The organism is Rhodococcus sp. OK302, assembly GCF_002245895.1.
In the GTDB taxonomy this organism is placed as follows: domain Bacteria; phylum Actinomycetota; class Actinomycetes; order Mycobacteriales; family Mycobacteriaceae; genus Rhodococcus_F.
Window position 1 is genome coordinate 3,550,535 of sequence record NZ_NPJZ01000001.1, and the last position, 15,374, is coordinate 3,565,908.

The following is a 15,374-nucleotide window of genomic DNA, read 5'->3' on the forward strand; positions in this document are numbered from 1 at the left end:
TGAAGTCTGTGATCAGACCTGTGCGGCAGAAAGGATTTCGTTGGCTTCGACAGCCTGAGCAACACCCATGACGATGGAACCGGCACGGATCGCTTCGAAGATGACCTCGCGGGAAACGCCTTCCTGACGGAGGGTGTTCTCGTGAGCTTCGAGGCAATGGTTGCAGCCGTTGATCGCGGAAACCGCGAGCGACCACAATTCGAAGTCAGCCTTGTCGACGCCCGGGTTGCCGATGATGTTCATCCGCAGGCCCGCACGAAGGTCGTCGTACTTACCGTCAAGGTAGCCCTTGGTGCGGTAGAAGACGTTGTTCATGCCCATGATCGCCGCTGCGCCGAGCGCTGCGTTGTAAGCCTCAGCTGAGAGGTTGTCTGCAGCCTCCGCCGCGATTTCCTTGAGCGTGGTTGCCGACTTGGTGGCAGCGGCTGTTGCGAGGAGTGTGCCCCACAGCTGCTGCTCGTTCAGAACTGTGGTGCGCGCAATGGAACTCAGGTTGAGCTTGAGGTCCTTGGCGTACTCGGGGAGCGAGTTCTTCAGAGTGTCGACACTCATGATCAGACGCTCGCGGTGAGGAGCTCGCCGACGTTGATGGTCGGGTCGCCCTTCTTCCAGTTGCAGGCGCACAGCTCGTCGGACTGCAGAGCGTCGAGAACGCGGAGAACCTCGTCGACGTTACGGCCGACGGAACCGGCTGTGACGGAGACGAACTGGATCTCGTTGTTGGGGTCGACGATGAACGTCGCGCGGTCTGCAACGCCGTCAGCGTTGAGGACGCCGGTGGCCTCGGCAAGCTCGCGCTTGAGGTCCGAGAGCATCGGGAAGGGGAGCGTCTTGAGCTCGTCGTGCTGTGCACGCCACTGGAAGTGCACGAACTCGTTGTCGACGGAAGCGCCGAGAACCTGTGCGTCGCGGTCAGCGAACTCGTCGTTCAGCTTGCCGAATGCTGCGATCTCGGTGGGGCACACGAACGTGAAGTCCTTGGGCCAGAAGAAAACGACGCGCCACTTGCCGGCGTAGTCATCACTGGTGATCTGTGTGAAGTAGTCATCAGGCTGCTGCGCATCGACCTTGGAAAGGTCGCCGCCGATAACGGCCTTCAGGTTGTATGCCGGGAACTGGTCGCCGATTGTCAGCAGAGCCATATGTCTCGTTCTCCTACTTGTCTTGTGAACAGGGATTTTTCACACGCACGATCACAACTGGCGTGATCGATTAGGCTTATTACCTTCGAGCGGGTCTCACCGTAACGGTGCGTGACCGGCGCTTTTTGGTATGAGTCCATTCTGCATCAAAGTGTTCAAAAGGTAAAGGTGATCAGTGGCACTACACTGATAGGCATGGCTGATCAGACTTATCAACCTTCCTTGTCACAGCTGCGTGCCTTCGTCTCAGTGGCCGAACATCGACACTTCGGCACCGCTGCAGCACGTTTGGGTGTGAGCCAACCCACACTGTCGCAGGCGCTGGCGGCGCTCGAAGCCGGACTCGGGGTGCAATTGATCGAGCGAAGTACTCGGCGCGTGCTCGTCACCAGCGACGGCCAGCGACTCCTGGGCCAGGCCAAGGTGATCCTGGAAGCCGCCGAAGGATTTGTTGCGAGCGCCGCCGGAACCGGGGAACACCTAGCCGGTCCGCTGCGCATCGGATTGATACCCACCGTCGCGCCCTACGTCTTGCCGACGCTCTTGCCGGCGTTACGTGAATCCATGCCCGCAGTCGCGCCTCAGGTCATCGAGGATCAAACAGCCAGATTGCTCGACGCACTGCGTTCCGGAGCTCTCGACGTGGCACTGCTTGCACTGCCGGCGGGCGCACCCGGACTGATCGAAATACCGCTCTACGACGAGGATTTTGTCCTTGTCGTTCCCACGGAGAATGAATTGGCGGGGCGTACGGATCTGACGGCCGCAGTCCTGGACGAGCTGCCTCTGCTGCTCCTCGACGACGGTCATTGCCTGCGCGATCAGACATTGGATCTGTGCCGCTCCGTCGACGCACATCCGCTGTCCGGGGATACCCGCGCAACGTCCCTGGCGACAATCGTTCAATGCGTTGCCGGTGGCCTGGGCGTTACCTTGGTCCCGGAATCGGCTGTGCTGGTGGAGAGTCGACGCGCTGAACTCGCTACCGCGACGTTTACTGCTCCCGCTCCAGGCCGCACCATCGGGCTGGTGTTCCGCTCGTCGAGCGGCCGCGGAGTGGGGTTCCGCCAGTTGGCGGATGTCGTGAAATCCGTTGCGCCGGGAAGGCAATGCATCGATGCCACGGCCGTTGTCACCGTGGCCAATTCTGCGTGAAACCGTCAGATCAATATTTGACGGGTTTCGCATCTGGAAACCCCGGAAGAAATTCTGGTGGCTTGTGGAAATTCCAAAACCCACCGGACTCGATGATCCGAGCGTTGAACGTGGTCGGGTTGGCATCGAGAATTGGCTGGAGGCCGCGGTCGACATCTGCGAGCTTGGATTCGACAGCGGTCAAGGCGCCGATTGCAGTGTGTACGGCGATATCGACTTCGTCGAGTGCAACACCAACGCCGGCCGCAATCGCTGCTTCTGCGCGCGCATCGGTGACGGTGGCTGTCCCGATGGTTTCGACAATGCGCCGGCGGGCGTCCACGATCGTCGTGGCCCAGTCTTTGCACACAGTCGCCAGGTTTTCATACTTTTCGTGGACGTCCCTAGTGGAAACGTAGACGCCATTCAGGTATGCCAGGGCATGTGGCACCTCATCCGAGGCAAATTCTTCGAGGGTGCCCCAGGCGTTGCCCGTTGCGTTGTTTGCATCGCGGAGACAGTCGGAAGCCGTTTGCCAGACGGAGGCGAGCGCTCGCAGTTTGTCAGGGTTCCCGTCAGGCCAGTGGCGCCCCTCGAGTTGCAGGCTGATCAACTCCCAACCGTCGGGGGTATCGGCCTCGCCGCCGTACGAGCCCTTGAACGTCGGTACGGCTGTTGAAAGAGGCTGCGGGGGAGTGCTTTCAGTCGGTTCGGCTGGGTTCTGGTTCGATCTCTCGATGTTGACGAAGTCGACCCATGTCGCAGCGAGTAGGTCGTGCAGTTTCCCGGACGCGTTGGCGATGTTCGTTCCCGCTGCAACGGCCTCGATTGCAATGCGGTCGTAGTCCGCGGCCCATTGTGTGCCGGCGTTGTCAGTTCCGGCGCAGGCCGAGTGCGCGTCGAGTGCGGTAGCAAGCCAACGAATCACGTCGTCGGTGTAGCTTCTGATCGCGCTGTAATCCGTGGCCGCGTCGAGGAGGATCTGAGGGTCCATCGTGGTGGGCGGCATTAGTGCAGCCTCTCGGTGTTGTGTTTGATGTGGTCGAGGTTCGGTTGGGCTCGAGGCTGGGTGGCGCTCAACAGCAGTCCCGGCCGCTGAAGTGTGCGTGAAACTGAAGGACGAGTTTTTTCAGTCAGCGAATAGGCCTATTTCATATTCGCAGTTCTCGATAATCTCGATTGGTTCGTGAATATATTTCGCGAACTCAAGGACTTTGTCGAGGGGAACTCCACTCTGACGCGCTATGACTGGTAAATCGGAGTCGTTGTCATCGATGCCCAGGATGTCTTTCACGATTTCGACAGTCATATCGTGCAGAGGATAATCTTTGGATAATCGATTAGTATTGTTGTCAAAAGCTTCGAGATACCACATGTTTCACTTTCCAGATTTTCAGCTTTGCGGGTGCGATCGGCGGGTTTGAGGTCTATGAAGTCGAAGTGCCAAATCGTCAGGCTTGCTATGGCATTCGAGCGGCGGGTCTTGTTCAGTCGGCGAAGAAGCCGATTTCGTATTCACAGTTTGGGATTACTTTGATCGGTTCGCGGATATATTTTTCGAAATCGAGAACTTTGTCGAAGGGTACGCCACTCTTGCTTGCCGAGATGGGTAGTTCGCGGTCGTTGTCGTCGATGCCGAGTATTTCTTTCACGATTTCGACAGTCATATCGTGTAGCAGATGATCTTCGACTATCAATTCGGTGTCGTTATCGTAAGCTTCGAGATACCACATGTTTCAATTTCCTGCTCTGCGGGTTGGGTTGGCGGGATCGGAGTCCAAGAAATTGATTTGCCGAATCGTCGGATTCGGCGTGTGGATCGGCGCCGGTGCTGTTCAGTCAGCGAAGAGTCCAACGAAGTATTCGCAATTTTCAATTACTTCGGTCGGTTCGTGGATGTATTTTCGAACGCGAGCACTTTGTCGAGTGGCACGTCACTAATTCGCGCCACGACGGGCAAGTCGAAGTCGCTGTCGTCGATCCCGAGGACGTATTTTACAATTTCGTCGGTCATATCGTGTAGGAGGTGATCTTCGACTAGTTGCTCAGTATCGTTGTCATAAGCTTGCAGATACCACATGTGTCATTTTCCTGCTCGGAGTCCGGGTTGGCGGGTTTGGAATACATGAAGTAGATCACGCCGAATCGTCGGATGCGGCGTGTGAATCGGCGCAGAGATGCTGTTCAGTCAGCTAGATTTGAGACTTCATATTCACAATTTTGATCTATCTTCAATGGATCGTGAATGTACTTCGCAAATTCGGGCACTTTCTCAAGGGGTACGTCATTCTGACGTACCCCAACAGGTAAGTCGAAGTCACTGTCGTCGATGCCGAGGATGTCTTTCACAATTTCGGCTGTCATATCGTGTAGGAGGTAGATCTCGGTTTGTAGTTCGGTATCGTTATCGAAGGCTTGTAGATACCACATGTGTCATCTTCCTGCTCTGCGGGTGGGATCGGCGGGTTTGGTCTGTGTGCTCGTGTCGGCGTCGTATTCTCCTAGGTGTCTGCCGTTTCTGCTGTATTTTTCGACGGCGCCATGCCGGGAGTCCCACTCGTAGATGCTGCCTTTGTCGTCAATCCAGCGTTTTCGCCCATTCATGCTTTTGGCGGGCTTGGCATTCGGGAATCCTGGGAGGTTTTTCGGCGCCGGATAGTAGTGGTGCGAGTTTCCGCCGCCGGTGTTGGCGTTGAAGGTAGTCGGGCTGGCTTCGAGGAGCGGTTGCAGCTCGTTGACCGCACCCACAGCCGCAGCCCCCGCCGCGGCAACGGCACCGACCGCAGCGACAGCGACCGAATCCACCGCACCGAGAACCCCGACGACGCTGGCAGCGATCACGCTTCCCGTTGCACCGGCAGCGGCGACGGTACCGGTGCCGAGAGTGAACAGTGCGGTGACCGCGCCGGCCACAGCGCCGATGATGATGGCTTTGCCGACGAGGTCGAAGATCTTCCGGTGAGCTTCTTCGATGGTCTGGGCCCACTCGTCGCAGGCAGCGGCCAGGGTGTCGTACTGATCGGCGACATAGTTGGTGCTGACGAAGACATTGTCGAGTTGTGCCAGGACTTGCGGCATTTCGTCGGAGGCGAGTTCTTCGAGGGTGACCCAGGTGGTGCCGGTTGCGTCGTTCGCATCGCGTAGGCCGGTGGCGGCGGTACGCCACGCTTTGCCGAGGGTTTGGAGTTTGTCGGGGTCTCCGTTGGGCCAGGTGTGGCCTTGCAGCCAGGCGGTGATCAGTTCCCAGCCGAGGGGTGCGTCGGTGTCGCCGCCGTAGGCGCCGTAGAACGTCGGCGCGGAAACCGGTGGGAGTTGTGGGGGAGGACCGTCGGGTGGTTCGGGTGGGATCGTGTTGGATCGTTCGGTGTTGGCGTGGTTGACACCGGTGGCGGCGAGGAGGTCGTGGAGTTTGCCGAAGGCGTTGACGATGTTCGTTCCGGCGGCGACGGCCTCGAAGGCGGCGGGATCGTAGCTGGCGGCCCACTCGGCGCCGGCGCTGTCGGTTCCGGCGCAGCCCCAGTTGGTGTGGAGGGTGCTGGCGAGTGATCGGATGACGTTGTCGGCACTGTTTCTGACGGTTTCGTACTGCGTTGCGGCGCCGGTGAGGATGTCGGGGTCCATGGTGATGGGCGCCATCAGGGCCACATTCCGCTGTTGTGTTGGGCGTTGGCAATATAGCGGTCGTGCGCGCCGCGGGCGTTGGTTTCGAGTTGCGCGAGTGCGGTGCGCATGTCGTTCATCTCGCGGCGGCGGGTGTCGTGTTTGGTGCGGTGCGCGGTGGCAGCGTCGCCGTCCCATTCGACGTTGAGGGCGGTGACTTCGCGTTCGATGTCGGTGATGCGTTCCTCGAGTCGCTGGCCGATCTCCTTCGCCCGGTTCACCACGGCGAGGATCTGTTCGGTGTCGGCGCGGTAGCGGCCGCCCATCAGAGGTTCATGTTCAGTGTTGCGGTGGCCACGGTGTTCGCGTTTGCGTTGTCGGTCTTGCTGTATTCGGCGGCGGCCTGGTGTAGGAGTGCGGCGTCTTCGGTGAGTGCGCTGGCGACTTGCCGGGCGGAGTCGACCCATTCTGCCCACAGGGCTGCGTGGGTTCGGGCGGCGTCGCCGGTCCAGTCGGCTGTCATGAGGTTTTCGGAGTCGCGGCGAAGCGATTCGACGTCGTCCCAGAAGTCGTCTGCGAGGTCGGAGATCCGTGTCGCTGTGGCATGCATCTGTTCGGGATTGCCGTGCATCAGTGACCGCCAATTGGCGTCGGGCACAGTCGTTTTGCCGCGTTCGTACGATTTTCTTGGATGGCGAAGTTGTGCATTCTGTCGGTCCCCCCAGGCGTCATGAATGTTGCTGGGAGTCTAACCCGGAATGGACCGATGGCGCCTACTCCGGGTGGTTCTGTGGGGATACTATTTTGCGGCGATCACTGCTCCGGGATTGAGGATTCCCAACGGATCGAGTGCGTCTTTGACCTTCCGATTGAGCAACATCACGTCCTCGCCCAGTTGAGTTGGTAGCCAGTCACGTTTGATCCGGCCCACACCGTGCTCGCCGGTAATGGTGCCGCCCAGTGCAATTGCGAGATCCATGACGCGACCGAAGGCGATACGGGCGCGTTCGGTCATATCGGGATCGGACGGATCGAAGACGATGAGTGGATGAGTGTTGCCGTCGCCGGCATGGGCAACCGTGCAAATCAGAACGTCAAGATCTTCGGCGATAGATTCCACCCCGGTGATCAACTCGGGCAGTTGGCGCATCGGAACACCGACATCCTCGAGCATGAGGCTCCCCAGCGCCTGCACGGCGGGGAACACCGCACGCCGGGCTGCCGTGAATGCGTCACCCTCTGCTTGATCGTCCGTCGCAAAAACTTCGGTGGCACCATTGTTTTCACATGCCGCGACGATTGTCTCGATCTCGAGAGTGCCAGCCGCGCCCGGAGCGTCGGACTGAGCGAGTAACAGTGCCCGGGCCTGTCGATTGAGTCCCATCCGTACCGAATCCTCGACGGCATTGATGCTGGTATGGTCCATGAATTCGAGCATCGCGGGCCGAATGTTTCTGGTAATTGCCAAAACGGCGTCCGCAGCGTCCGCTACGGAGTCGAACGAAGCTACGACCGTCGACGTCGGTGGTTGAGCCGGAATGAGTCGCAACGTCAGTTCGGTGATGATGCCGAGCGTTCCTTCGCTCCCGACAAAGAGTTTGGTGAGCGATAGGCCCGCAACATCTTTCAAGAGCGGTCCGCCTAGCGATACCGCAGTACCGTCGGCGAGTACCACTTTCAGCCCGAGTACATAGTCGGTGGTGACGCCGTACTTCACGCAACACAGGCCGCCCGCGTTGGTCGCGGCGTTTCCTCCGATGGAACAGATTTCGAATGACGACGGATCCGGCGGGTACCACAGCCCGTGCTCGGCGGCTGCCTTCTTGACTTCGGCGTTCATCAAGCCTGGTTGAGTCACGGCAACCCGGGCAACCGGATCGATCGTGATCTCCCGCATCCGCTCGGTACTGACCACGATGCAGCCGTCCACGGCGCTCGATCCACCGGAGAGTCCCGAACCGGCGCCACGCGGAACCACCGGCACCCGATGCTCGGTGGCCCAGCGCATGACGACTTGAATGTCTTCAGTGCAGGTGGCTCGAACCACTGCGGCTGGATGGCCGGCAGTCGGATCCGCCGCCCAGTCTTGCCGATAACCTGCTGTCAGATCGGGATCAGTGAGCACCGAACCATCAGGCAGCAGTGCGATCAGTTGGTCCAGGGCGCTTGAATGCTCCGAAGTCATGGTTTCCATCATGCTCGCCGAAGCGAGATTTCAGGGGAGGTTCAGCGGCCCTTCGGCTTACTCGAGAACCGGCCACCGGAACTCTTGGTGCCGCCTGACTTGCCGCTGCCCGCTTTGCCGCCGGCCTTGGCTTTGCCGCCAGCTGTGTTGCGGCCCGACACACTCTTGGCCGTTCCGGAACTCTTGGCCTTGTGCTCAGCTTTGGCAGCCTCGGCGCGTCGTTCCTTCGCCGCTAGCTTCGCCTTGACCGAGCCCTTGATCTTCTCGGCCGGCTGACCGTTGCGTCCACGGGAGCTCTGCGCAGTACGTCCACGCACGATGCCGATAAGTTCCTCGACCAATTCTGTGGTCTTGGACTCCATCCACGCGAGCGCGATCGGAGACTCGGGAGCACCGTCCACCGGACGGAAAGTCAGATCCTTGCGGTGGTGCAGGCGCGCCAGCGAATGGGGGACCACAACAACGCCAACGCCGGCAGCGACCAACTCGATGGCGTCGGCGATGGTCTCCGGACGTTCGGCCGCGGCCTTGCCCGGACGCGTCGTCCATTCGAGGGTGTCGTCGAGGGGATTGAGCACAATCTCGTCGTCGAGATCGGCGACGGAAATCTGATCGACAGTGGTGAACACGTGATCCTTGGGGATCACTACCACCGGCGTCTCGGCATACAGGGAGATGGCGCTGAGCTCCGTGCGGTCGATTGGCAAACGAACCAAACCCGCTTCAGCCTCACCAGCGCGAAGTGCCGCTACAACCTCGAGAACGGGAAACTGAACGAGCTCCAGGCGAATGTCGGGGAGACGTTCGTTCCACACCCGAATCCACTTGGTCGGCGTCACCCCGGGGGCATACGCGAGACGAAAAATTGCCGGACTATCCGCGTCTGTCACCTGGCAAGGTTACCGCCTTGGTAAAACACTTCGCGACGGCTGGCTACTCTTGTTGCATGACGTCGAACAAAACGCCCCAGACGATGAAGCCGACGACGGCTGCCAAGAAGCTGGGTGTGTACCTGGAAGCAACACCGAAAGAGTTCCAGGAAGGCGACGTGACCCGTGAAGAACTGACCGCGCTGCAGACCGAAGCTCCGGAGTGGCTGCTCGAGCTGCGCAGCACCGGCCCGCATCCCAAGCAGGTCATCGCAGCCAAGCTGGGCATCTCCATTGCCGGTTTGGCGCGCGGAGGCGTCGAAGAGGCGCTCACCACGGATCAGGTCGCTGCCCTGCTGGAAGAAAAGCCCGAGTGGCTACAGAAGGAACGCAAGCTCCAAGCCGACGTGCGCGCGGAGAACGTCCGCATCAAGGAAAAGCGTGCATCGCGCCGCAATCAGCCGCGCAAGGCTCGTCGCGGATAGATCGTCAATGTAAAGAAAAGAATGGTGCGCACCGATTCGGTGCGCACCATTCTTGTCTCTCAGCCTTCTACGACGCTGAGTTCGTCGAATACGATTTCGCCCAATGCGTCGGATTCCGGGATGTCCACGACGCCGAGCAATGCCCAACCGTGATCGCCCTCGGGATCTTCGAGCACCTGACGCACGCGCCAGAACTCGTCTTCCTCGACTACCTGGAACAGGGCCGGCCCACGTGCCGACGGCCCGGTTCCGATGGAGTGATACTCCTCGAAGTAGGGGAGCAGTTGCTCTTCCCACTCCGCGGCGTCGATACCGTCCTCGAGGTTTTCGAGTTCGTGCCAGCGTCGACGTGACGCGAGGTCGATACGGCGGAACATCGCGTTGCGCACCATTACCCGGAATGCGCGTGGGTTCGCGGAGATCGGCCGGGGAATGTCGGCGCCGAAGGCGACCTGTTCGGCGTCGATCTCAGCTCCGGGATCGGTGAGCGATTCCCACTCGTCGAGCAGGCTCGAGTCGACCTGACGGATCAATTCGCCCAGCCATTCGATGATGTCTTCGATTTCTTCGGTACGCGCTTCGGTGGGAACTGTCTGGCGCAGTGCGCGATAGGCGTCCGCGAGGTAGCGCAGGACGAGTCCCTCGGAACGAGTGAGCCCGTAGTGGCTGATCAATTCGGCAAACGTCATGGCACGCTCGATCATGTCGCGCACCACGGACTTGGGGGAAAGTGCAAACTCGGTGATCCACGGATGGCCGCCGCGGTACATCTCGAATGCAGGGAACAGCAACTCCGACAACGGTTTCGGCCAGGTCACTTCTTCGAGGAGTTCCATGCGCTCCTCGTATTCGATGCCGTCGGCCTTCATTTGAGCCACAGCTTCGCCGCGAGCGAAGTGCTGCTGGCCCATCAACACCTGACGGGGATCGTCGAGCGTCGACTCGATGATGGACACGACATCGAGTGCATAAGTATCGGATTCGACGTCGAGGAGTTCGAACGCGGCCAATGCGAACGGTGAGAGCGGCTGGTTCAATGCAAAGTCGCGCTGCAAATCCATGGTCAAGCGAGCCATGCGGCCGTATTCGTCGGGTTCGTCGAGTCGCTCGACGATGCCGGCGCTGAGCAATCCGCGGTACAGGGAGATCGTCTTGAGGATGTGCTTACGCTGAGCCGGCCGCGATTCGTGGTTGTCTTCCAACAGGTGTCGCATGGCCTCGAAGCAATTACCCGGCCGTGCGATGACATTGAGCAGCATGGAGTTGCTGACCGAGAACCGCGACACCAGCGGTTCGGGTGACGCTGTCACCAAGCGGTCGAAGGTGGCTTCGCTCCAGGACACAAAGCCTTCGGGTGCCTTCTTGCGTTGAATCTTCTTGATCTTCTTCGGATCGTCACCGGCCTTGGCGACGGCCCGCAGGTTGTCCACCTCATGTTCCGGTGCCTGGACGACGACGGTGCCCATCGTGTCGTAGCCGGCGCGGCCTGCACGTCCTGCGATCTGATGGAACTCGCGTGCCTTCAAGTGACGGGTGCGGACGCCGTCGTACTTGGCCAGGCCTGTGAGCAACACTGTGCGGATCGGGACGTTGATGCCCACACCGAGAGTGTCGGTGCCGCAGATGACCTTGAGAAGGCCGTCCTGAGCCAGGACTTCGATAAGGCGGCGGTACTTGGGGAGCATGCCGGCATGGTGAACCCCGATGCCGTGGCGAACGAGGCGCGAGAGCGTCTTGCCGAATCCGGTTGTGAAACGGAATCCGCCGAGAGCCTCGGCGATTGCTTCCTTCTCGGTCTTCGAACAGAAGTTGACGCTCGTGAGTGCCTGGGCGCGTTCCAACGCTGCGGCCTGCGTGAAATGCACGATGTAGACGGGCGCCTGGTTGGTGGTGACCAGATCTTCGATGGTCTCACCGACCGGCGTCGTTGCATACGAAAACATTAGGGGGACAGGGCGTTCGGTGCCGGACACCACGGTGGTGGGGTTGCCGGTACGACGCGTGAGGTCCTCGGCGAAGAAATCGACCTCGCCGAGTGTGGCGGACATCAACAAGAACTGGGCGTGCGGAAGTTCGATCAACGGAACCTGCCACGCCCAGCCGCGATCGGGTTCGGAGTAGAAGTGGAACTCGTCCATCACGACCTGGCCGATGTCCGAGTTCGCGCCTTCGCGCAGAGCCAGGTTCGCGACGATCTCCGCGGTGGCGCAGATGATGGGGGCCGACGAGTTGACCGCGGCGTCGCCCGTCATCATGCCGACGTTCTCGGCTCCGAACACCTCGCAGAGGGCAAAGAACTTCTCGCTCACCAAAGCCTTGATGGGAGCCGTGTAGTACGTACGTTTGCCGCGAGACATCGCGTAGAAATGCGCACCGATCGCCACCATGGACTTACCGGAACCAGTCGGAGTCGCCAGAATGACGTTGGCGCCCGAGACCAGTTCCATGACGGCCTCTTCCTGGGCAGGATAGAGCGTCAATCCTCGCTCCACGGTCCAGGAGGCGAAGGCGTCGAAAACGGAATCGGGATCCGCGTTGTCGGGGAGCAGTTCCGTCAGCAGCACTCGTACAGGCTAGCCGTTGGCGGTGATCAGGTTGCGCTGCGCTCGTCGGAACCCATCGCGTCGAGCACCGCCATACGCGTCGACGACGAACCGGTGATCATATTTTCGCCGACTCCGGCAATCAGCATGTGTCGCCACCGTGCTTCGTCGAACGTCAACGGAACAGTAGTCGCGAGGAAGTCTTCGACGACATGCAGGAAACGCATGGGGTCGTCACGGAACGGGAAGTGACCCGATCCGCGGAAGATTTCGAGGCGGGAATTGGGCATTGCCGCATGCGCAAGATGAGCGTGAGACACGGGGATCACGGAATCGTCGTCTCCCCAGATCAGCTGGACCGGGAGATTCTCCGTCAGGTAACACCGATCGAGCATGGTCACCACTTGGCCGCGCCAATCGACTACGGCACGCAAAGTGCGGAGGTACGCCTCGTAGGCGGTGGGATCGGGCAAGTCGGCGAGAACCCGGATCAGATCGGGAGTGTCGTGGAGCATGGTTCCCGGACGAAGGTTTGATCCGTGGACCGCACCGGCAAAGGTTCCGGCGAGCCGCACCAACGGCATGGCCCCGGGTAGGCGGAGCAGCTTGAGAACTTCGTTGACCACAGGCACAGACATGAGCCGCAGAATCGGATGCACGTCCTTGGTGATGCCGCCGGCAGAGACCAGCACCAGACGATCGACCATGTTCGGGAATTGATATGCGAACTGCATCGCGACACCGCCGCCGAGCGAATGCCCGATCACGGAGACATGTTCGATGCCCAGCGTCGACAACAGATCGCGCATGCCGTTGGCGTAGGCAGCCACCGAATAGTCCGCACGCGGCTTGTCGGAACGGCCGTGACCGAGAAGGTCAGGCGCAATGACGGTGTAGTTCTTGGCGAGGTGCGGGATTATTTCGGTCCACGTGGAGGAGTTGTCGCCGATTCCGTGGAGCAGGAGAACGGCGGGACCCTCGCCGGCGATTCGAAACGCTCGACGGTAACCGTGAATTGTCCGAAACATCATCCGCGGTTCCTCGTCGGGTACCGGACGTAGCTGTCGCGTTCGGGGTCTGCTCATGTCGCCTCCAGGATCATGGCGTGACCTCAGTTGACTGGTGCGCTCCGATTCGTTGAGCCGTCAACAAAAGCTACGCTGAATTTGAGGCTATCCGACGAAAGTGTCGAGGACAACATTTCAGATAACGGCAGGGTTGCGGAATGCGCACAATGTGCGCATTCCGCAACCCTGTTCGTCAGTTCTGGTCGTTGTCGCCATCTCCGGGAGTATCGAACTCGCCGCTGCCGGCTTGTTCGGCCAGGAAGCGCTCGAATTCGGCCCCGATCTCGTCTCCACTGGGGAGATCGGCCTCTCCGGCCAACAGGGACGCTTGTTGTTCCTGGGCTGTGACAAAAGTGTCGTATTGCCGTTCCAGTGCCTGGACAACCGTCTGAACTTCTTCATTCGCAGCAATGTGCTCGTTAACCTGTTCCCGGACTCGCGCCGAGGCTTCACCCAAGGCAGCCAGGGGGAGTTCGAGGCCGGATACCGTGGAAACATTTTCGAGCAGAGTCTCGGCTGCGCCGGGGTAGTCGGTCTGTGCGAGGTAATGCGGAACGTGGACCGAGAAACCTACGGCTTCGTGCCCGTGCTGAGCCATCCTGAATTCGAGCAGCGACGACGCGCTACCCGGCACCTGTAATTCACCCGACCAGCGCTGATGGTCGCCGATCAGTTCCTTGTTCGTGGAATGCGCAGTCAATCCCAAGGGGCGGGTGTGCGGAATTGCCATGGGGATTGCGTTCAAACCGATGGTCTGACGAACGCCCAGTTGTTCTGCGAGCAATCGAACCGCAGTGGTGAACCGTTCCCACTTCAGGTCTGGTTCCATACCGGCGAGCAGCAGGAACGGAGTTCCGACGGTGTCGCGCAGTGCGTACAAGTTGAGCGTGGGCTCGGCGTAGTCCGAGAAGTGATCGGCCTTGAAGGTCATCAGTGGCCGCCGTGAGCGGTAGTCGATCAACTCGTCCACAGCAAACGATGCGACAAGTTCCGTCTCGAGGCTCTCTCGCAGGTGTGTCGTCGCGAGCTTTACCGCGTGACCTGCGTCGGAGTAGCCCTCGAGGCCGTGAATGAGGATCGGTCCCTGGCCGTCGGCAGCAGACAATTGGGGTGCCGGGAATTCCAGCTCGTACATTTTCGACTGGTCATCCATCGCAGTCCCCTTCTTTCGCAGTGCTTGATTCCAGTGTCCACTATCAGCAAGGGCTGATTGGCAGTGGAGTCACTCTTCGGTCGAGGTTCCTCTCATGGAACACGTCCGCTGTGCTCGGGCATTCCCGAAATCGCACATTGGTGCGTTCGCCACGAGCGAATTTCGGTTTAGGAGAGGATTCCTCGCGGGCTGTCCGGTTTCGACACCGATAGCAGATCCATGATCCGGGAGTTCGGACATGGCAGAGTGACAGTGAGGCACTGCCGCCGCGGATTTCGGTTCGGCTGCAGCCGAATGGAGGCGCACATGCACAACGGTCGAGCAATGTCCCGAAAAATGCTGCGGACACAGGTCTGTGGTGTCGCCGCCGCGATCGCCGCAGTCGGTCTGGTGGCAGGCTGCGCAAATCCGATGCCCGGAGCAGCCGTAGCGGATCCGGCCGTGGTGTCGCCGAGTGCGGATTCGACATCCGCGACCAGTACACCGGTGTCGGCCGCGAAGCTGGCCGACCTACTGTTGACTCCGGCCGAGTTTCCCCCGCCTTTCGACGCGGTTGTGCTTCCCGCGCAGGCTGTGCCGATGGCGGCACCCGACCTCGTCGGCGTTCCGCGCGGCGCCACAGTCGATCCGGCCGACTGCGCTCCGCCGAAACAGGACTACGGACCCGAGGGCACGGTCATGGCTGTCGGTACCGACAACTCGACGAGATCGACGATCTCCGTCGAGCTGACGCGAAGTGATACCAGCCTCACCGAGTTGCAGGCGCAGACCGAAGATTGCACGTCGATGACCGTAACGGCCAATGGAGTCACCACGACGGTCACCACCGTCATTCTTCCGCCGTCGCCGATCGCTGCCGATCAGACGTTGTCACTGCGACGTACTGTCACGGCGCCGTCCTCCGCCACCGGCGACCAGTCCATGTTGACCCTGCTGGCCCAGGTCGGTGACGTGCGGATTGCCGCCACTCTCATGACATTCGGGGCGGCACACGGAGCGGGTAACGCTGCAACTGCCCAACTCGACCAAGCGTTTACTGCAGCCGTTCAGAAGGTTCGCGCGGGCAGTTGAGAATGATGCACGGTGCACCGACAGGAAGTGGTGTCGTGCAACGCGAATACTCGATTCATCCCCAGCTTGCCGCGTAATCCACAGATGTGATTTCTGTCGACGTTTTACCAGGTCGATCAGAGGGA

18 protein-coding genes are annotated in these 15,374 nt (G+C 60.3%); 3 read left to right on the top strand and 15 right to left on the bottom strand.

Annotated elements, in window-relative coordinates; all coding sequences use genetic code 11:
* Positions 1 to 12: 12 nt before the first annotated feature.
* Both BDB13_RS16210 and BDB13_RS16215 read right to left on the bottom strand, forming a co-directional pair.
* Complete coding sequence (locus BDB13_RS16210) at positions 13 to 552, bottom strand: carboxymuconolactone decarboxylase family protein (RefSeq protein ID WP_094272541.1); 540 nt, start codon at positions 550 to 552, stop codon at positions 13 to 15.
* A 2-nt stretch (positions 553 to 554) separates the two neighbouring features.
* A complete protein-coding gene (locus BDB13_RS16215) occupies positions 555 to 1,142 on the bottom strand; it encodes a peroxiredoxin (RefSeq protein WP_094272542.1) in 588 nt (195 codons plus the stop codon).
* Positions 1,143 to 1,337: 195 nt separating this feature from the next.
* On the opposite strand from BDB13_RS16215, the gene BDB13_RS16220 reads away from it, so the two are divergent.
* Entirely contained in the window at positions 1,338 to 2,297 is a 960-nt protein-coding gene (locus BDB13_RS16220) for a LysR substrate-binding domain-containing protein (protein ID WP_094274960.1), read from the top strand.
* Between the two features lie 10 nt (positions 2,298 to 2,307).
* Here BDB13_RS16220 and BDB13_RS16225 read toward each other — a convergent pair whose 3' ends face one another.
* The 10 genes from BDB13_RS16225 to BDB13_RS16270 form a co-directional block, all read right to left on the bottom strand.
* On the bottom strand, positions 2,308 to 3,285 hold the full coding sequence (locus BDB13_RS16225; protein WP_094272543.1) for a WXG100-like domain-containing protein: 978 nt from the start codon (positions 3,283 to 3,285) through the stop codon (positions 2,308 to 2,310).
* A 120-nt stretch (positions 3,286 to 3,405) separates the two neighbouring features.
* Positions 3,406 to 3,651, bottom strand: a complete 246-nt coding sequence (locus BDB13_RS16230; protein ID WP_441347200.1) for a DUF7683 domain-containing protein — start codon at positions 3,649 to 3,651, stop codon at positions 3,406 to 3,408.
* Between the two features lie 112 nt (positions 3,652 to 3,763).
* A complete protein-coding gene (locus BDB13_RS16235; protein WP_094272545.1) occupies positions 3,764 to 4,009 on the bottom strand; it encodes a DUF7683 domain-containing protein in 246 nt (81 codons plus the stop codon).
* Positions 4,010 to 4,152: 143 nt separating this feature from the next.
* On the bottom strand, positions 4,153 to 4,356 hold the full coding sequence (locus BDB13_RS33820) for a DUF7683 domain-containing protein (RefSeq protein WP_094272546.1): 204 nt from the start codon (positions 4,354 to 4,356) through the stop codon (positions 4,153 to 4,155).
* Positions 4,357 to 4,460: 104 nt separating this feature from the next.
* Positions 4,461 to 4,706, bottom strand: coding sequence for a DUF7683 domain-containing protein (locus BDB13_RS33825; protein ID WP_094272547.1), 246 nt, complete (start codon positions 4,704 to 4,706; stop codon positions 4,461 to 4,463).
* Between the two features lie 3 nt (positions 4,707 to 4,709).
* Complete coding sequence (locus BDB13_RS32110) at positions 4,710 to 5,912, bottom strand: colicin E3/pyocin S6 family cytotoxin (protein ID WP_217902130.1); 1,203 nt, start codon at positions 5,910 to 5,912, stop codon at positions 4,710 to 4,712.
* Positions 5,912 to 6,202, bottom strand: a complete 291-nt coding sequence (locus BDB13_RS16255) for a WXG100 family type VII secretion target (protein WP_141210645.1) — start codon at positions 6,200 to 6,202, stop codon at positions 5,912 to 5,914. Before BDB13_RS16255 ends, BDB13_RS32110 begins: the two co-directional genes overlap by 1 nt.
* Positions 6,202 to 6,534: a WXG100 family type VII secretion target gene (locus tag BDB13_RS16260; protein ID WP_094272549.1), complete on the bottom strand. Its 333-nt coding sequence runs from the start codon at positions 6,532 to 6,534 to the stop codon at positions 6,202 to 6,204. Before BDB13_RS16260 ends, BDB13_RS16255 begins: the two co-directional genes overlap by 1 nt.
* Positions 6,535 to 6,675: 141 nt before the next feature.
* Positions 6,676 to 8,061, bottom strand: a complete 1,386-nt coding sequence (locus tag BDB13_RS16265; protein WP_094274962.1) for an FAD-binding oxidoreductase — start codon at positions 8,059 to 8,061, stop codon at positions 6,676 to 6,678.
* Positions 8,062 to 8,102: 41 nt separating this feature from the next.
* Entirely contained in the window at positions 8,103 to 8,951 is an 849-nt protein-coding gene (locus BDB13_RS16270) for a LysR substrate-binding domain-containing protein (protein ID WP_094272550.1), read from the bottom strand.
* Positions 8,952 to 9,007: 56 nt separating this feature from the next.
* On the opposite strand from BDB13_RS16270, the gene BDB13_RS16275 reads away from it, so the two are divergent.
* Positions 9,008 to 9,415, top strand: coding sequence for a DUF5997 family protein (locus BDB13_RS16275; RefSeq protein WP_094272551.1), 408 nt, complete (start codon positions 9,008 to 9,010; stop codon positions 9,413 to 9,415).
* Between the two features lie 59 nt (positions 9,416 to 9,474).
* Here the strand turns inward: BDB13_RS16275 and BDB13_RS16280 are convergent, their stop codons facing one another.
* The 3 genes from BDB13_RS16280 to BDB13_RS16290 all read right to left on the bottom strand — a co-directional run bounded on the left by BDB13_RS16280 (position 9,475) and on the right by BDB13_RS16290 (position 14,178).
* A complete protein-coding gene (locus BDB13_RS16280; protein WP_094272552.1) occupies positions 9,475 to 11,979 on the bottom strand; it encodes a DEAD/DEAH box helicase in 2,505 nt (834 codons plus the stop codon).
* A 26-nt stretch (positions 11,980 to 12,005) separates the two neighbouring features.
* Positions 12,006 to 13,043 carry an alpha/beta fold hydrolase gene (locus BDB13_RS16285; RefSeq protein ID WP_094272553.1) on the bottom strand — a complete coding sequence of 346 codons (1,038 nt, stop codon included), beginning with the start codon at positions 13,041 to 13,043 and terminating at the stop codon, positions 12,006 to 12,008.
* Positions 13,044 to 13,218: 175 nt separating this feature from the next.
* A complete protein-coding gene (locus BDB13_RS16290; protein ID WP_094272554.1) occupies positions 13,219 to 14,178 on the bottom strand; it encodes a proteasome assembly chaperone family protein in 960 nt (319 codons plus the stop codon).
* 336 nt (positions 14,179 to 14,514) lie between these two features.
* Between BDB13_RS16290 and BDB13_RS16295 the strand changes: the two genes are divergently transcribed.
* Positions 14,515 to 15,249, top strand: a complete 735-nt coding sequence (locus BDB13_RS16295; protein WP_094274963.1) for a DUF5642 family protein — start codon at positions 14,515 to 14,517, stop codon at positions 15,247 to 15,249.
* Positions 15,250 to 15,374 lie beyond the last annotated feature (125 nt).

Excerpts from the sequence above, each read along its gene's own strand:
- BDB13_RS33825 (WP_094272547.1), bottom strand. The coding sequence starts at position 4,706 with ATGTGGTATCTACAAGCCTTCGATAACGATACCGAACTACAAACCGAG.
- BDB13_RS16275 (WP_094272551.1), top strand. The coding sequence starts at position 9,008 with ATGACGTCGAACAAAACGCCCCAGACGATGAAGCCGACGACGGCTGCC.
- BDB13_RS33820 (WP_094272546.1), bottom strand. The coding sequence starts at position 4,356 with ATGTGGTATCTGCAAGCTTATGACAACGATACTGAGCAACTAGTCGAA.
- BDB13_RS16235 (WP_094272545.1), bottom strand. The coding sequence starts at position 4,009 with ATGTGGTATCTCGAAGCTTACGATAACGACACCGAATTGATAGTCGAA.
- BDB13_RS16220 (WP_094274960.1), top strand. The coding sequence starts at position 1,338 with ATGGCTGATCAGACTTATCAACCTTCCTTGTCACAGCTGCGTGCCTTC.
- BDB13_RS16210 (WP_094272541.1), bottom strand. The coding sequence starts at position 552 with ATGAGTGTCGACACTCTGAAGAACTCGCTCCCCGAGTACGCCAAGGAC.
- BDB13_RS16295 (WP_094274963.1), top strand. The coding sequence starts at position 14,515 with ATGCTGCGGACACAGGTCTGTGGTGTCGCCGCCGCGATCGCCGCAGTC.
- BDB13_RS16225 (WP_094272543.1), bottom strand. The coding sequence starts at position 3,285 with ATGCCGCCCACCACGATGGACCCTCAGATCCTCCTCGACGCGGCCACG.
- BDB13_RS16265 (WP_094274962.1), bottom strand. The coding sequence starts at position 8,061 with ATGACTTCGGAGCATTCAAGCGCCCTGGACCAACTGATCGCACTGCTG.
- BDB13_RS32110 (WP_217902130.1), bottom strand. The coding sequence starts at position 5,912 with ATGGCGCCCATCACCATGGACCCCGACATCCTCACCGGCGCCGCAACG.
- BDB13_RS16290 (WP_094272554.1), bottom strand. The coding sequence starts at position 14,178 with ATGGATGACCAGTCGAAAATGTACGAGCTGGAATTCCCGGCACCCCAA.
- BDB13_RS16255 (WP_141210645.1), bottom strand. The coding sequence starts at position 6,202 with ATGGGCGGCCGCTACCGCGCCGACACCGAACAGATCCTCGCCGTGGTG.
- BDB13_RS16215 (WP_094272542.1), bottom strand. The coding sequence starts at position 1,142 with ATGGCTCTGCTGACAATCGGCGACCAGTTCCCGGCATACAACCTGAAG.
- BDB13_RS16230 (WP_441347200.1), bottom strand. The coding sequence starts at position 3,651 with ATGTGGTATCTCGAAGCTTTTGACAACAATACTAATCGATTATCCAAA.
- BDB13_RS16285 (WP_094272553.1), bottom strand. The coding sequence starts at position 13,043 with ATGAGCAGACCCCGAACGCGACAGCTACGTCCGGTACCCGACGAGGAA.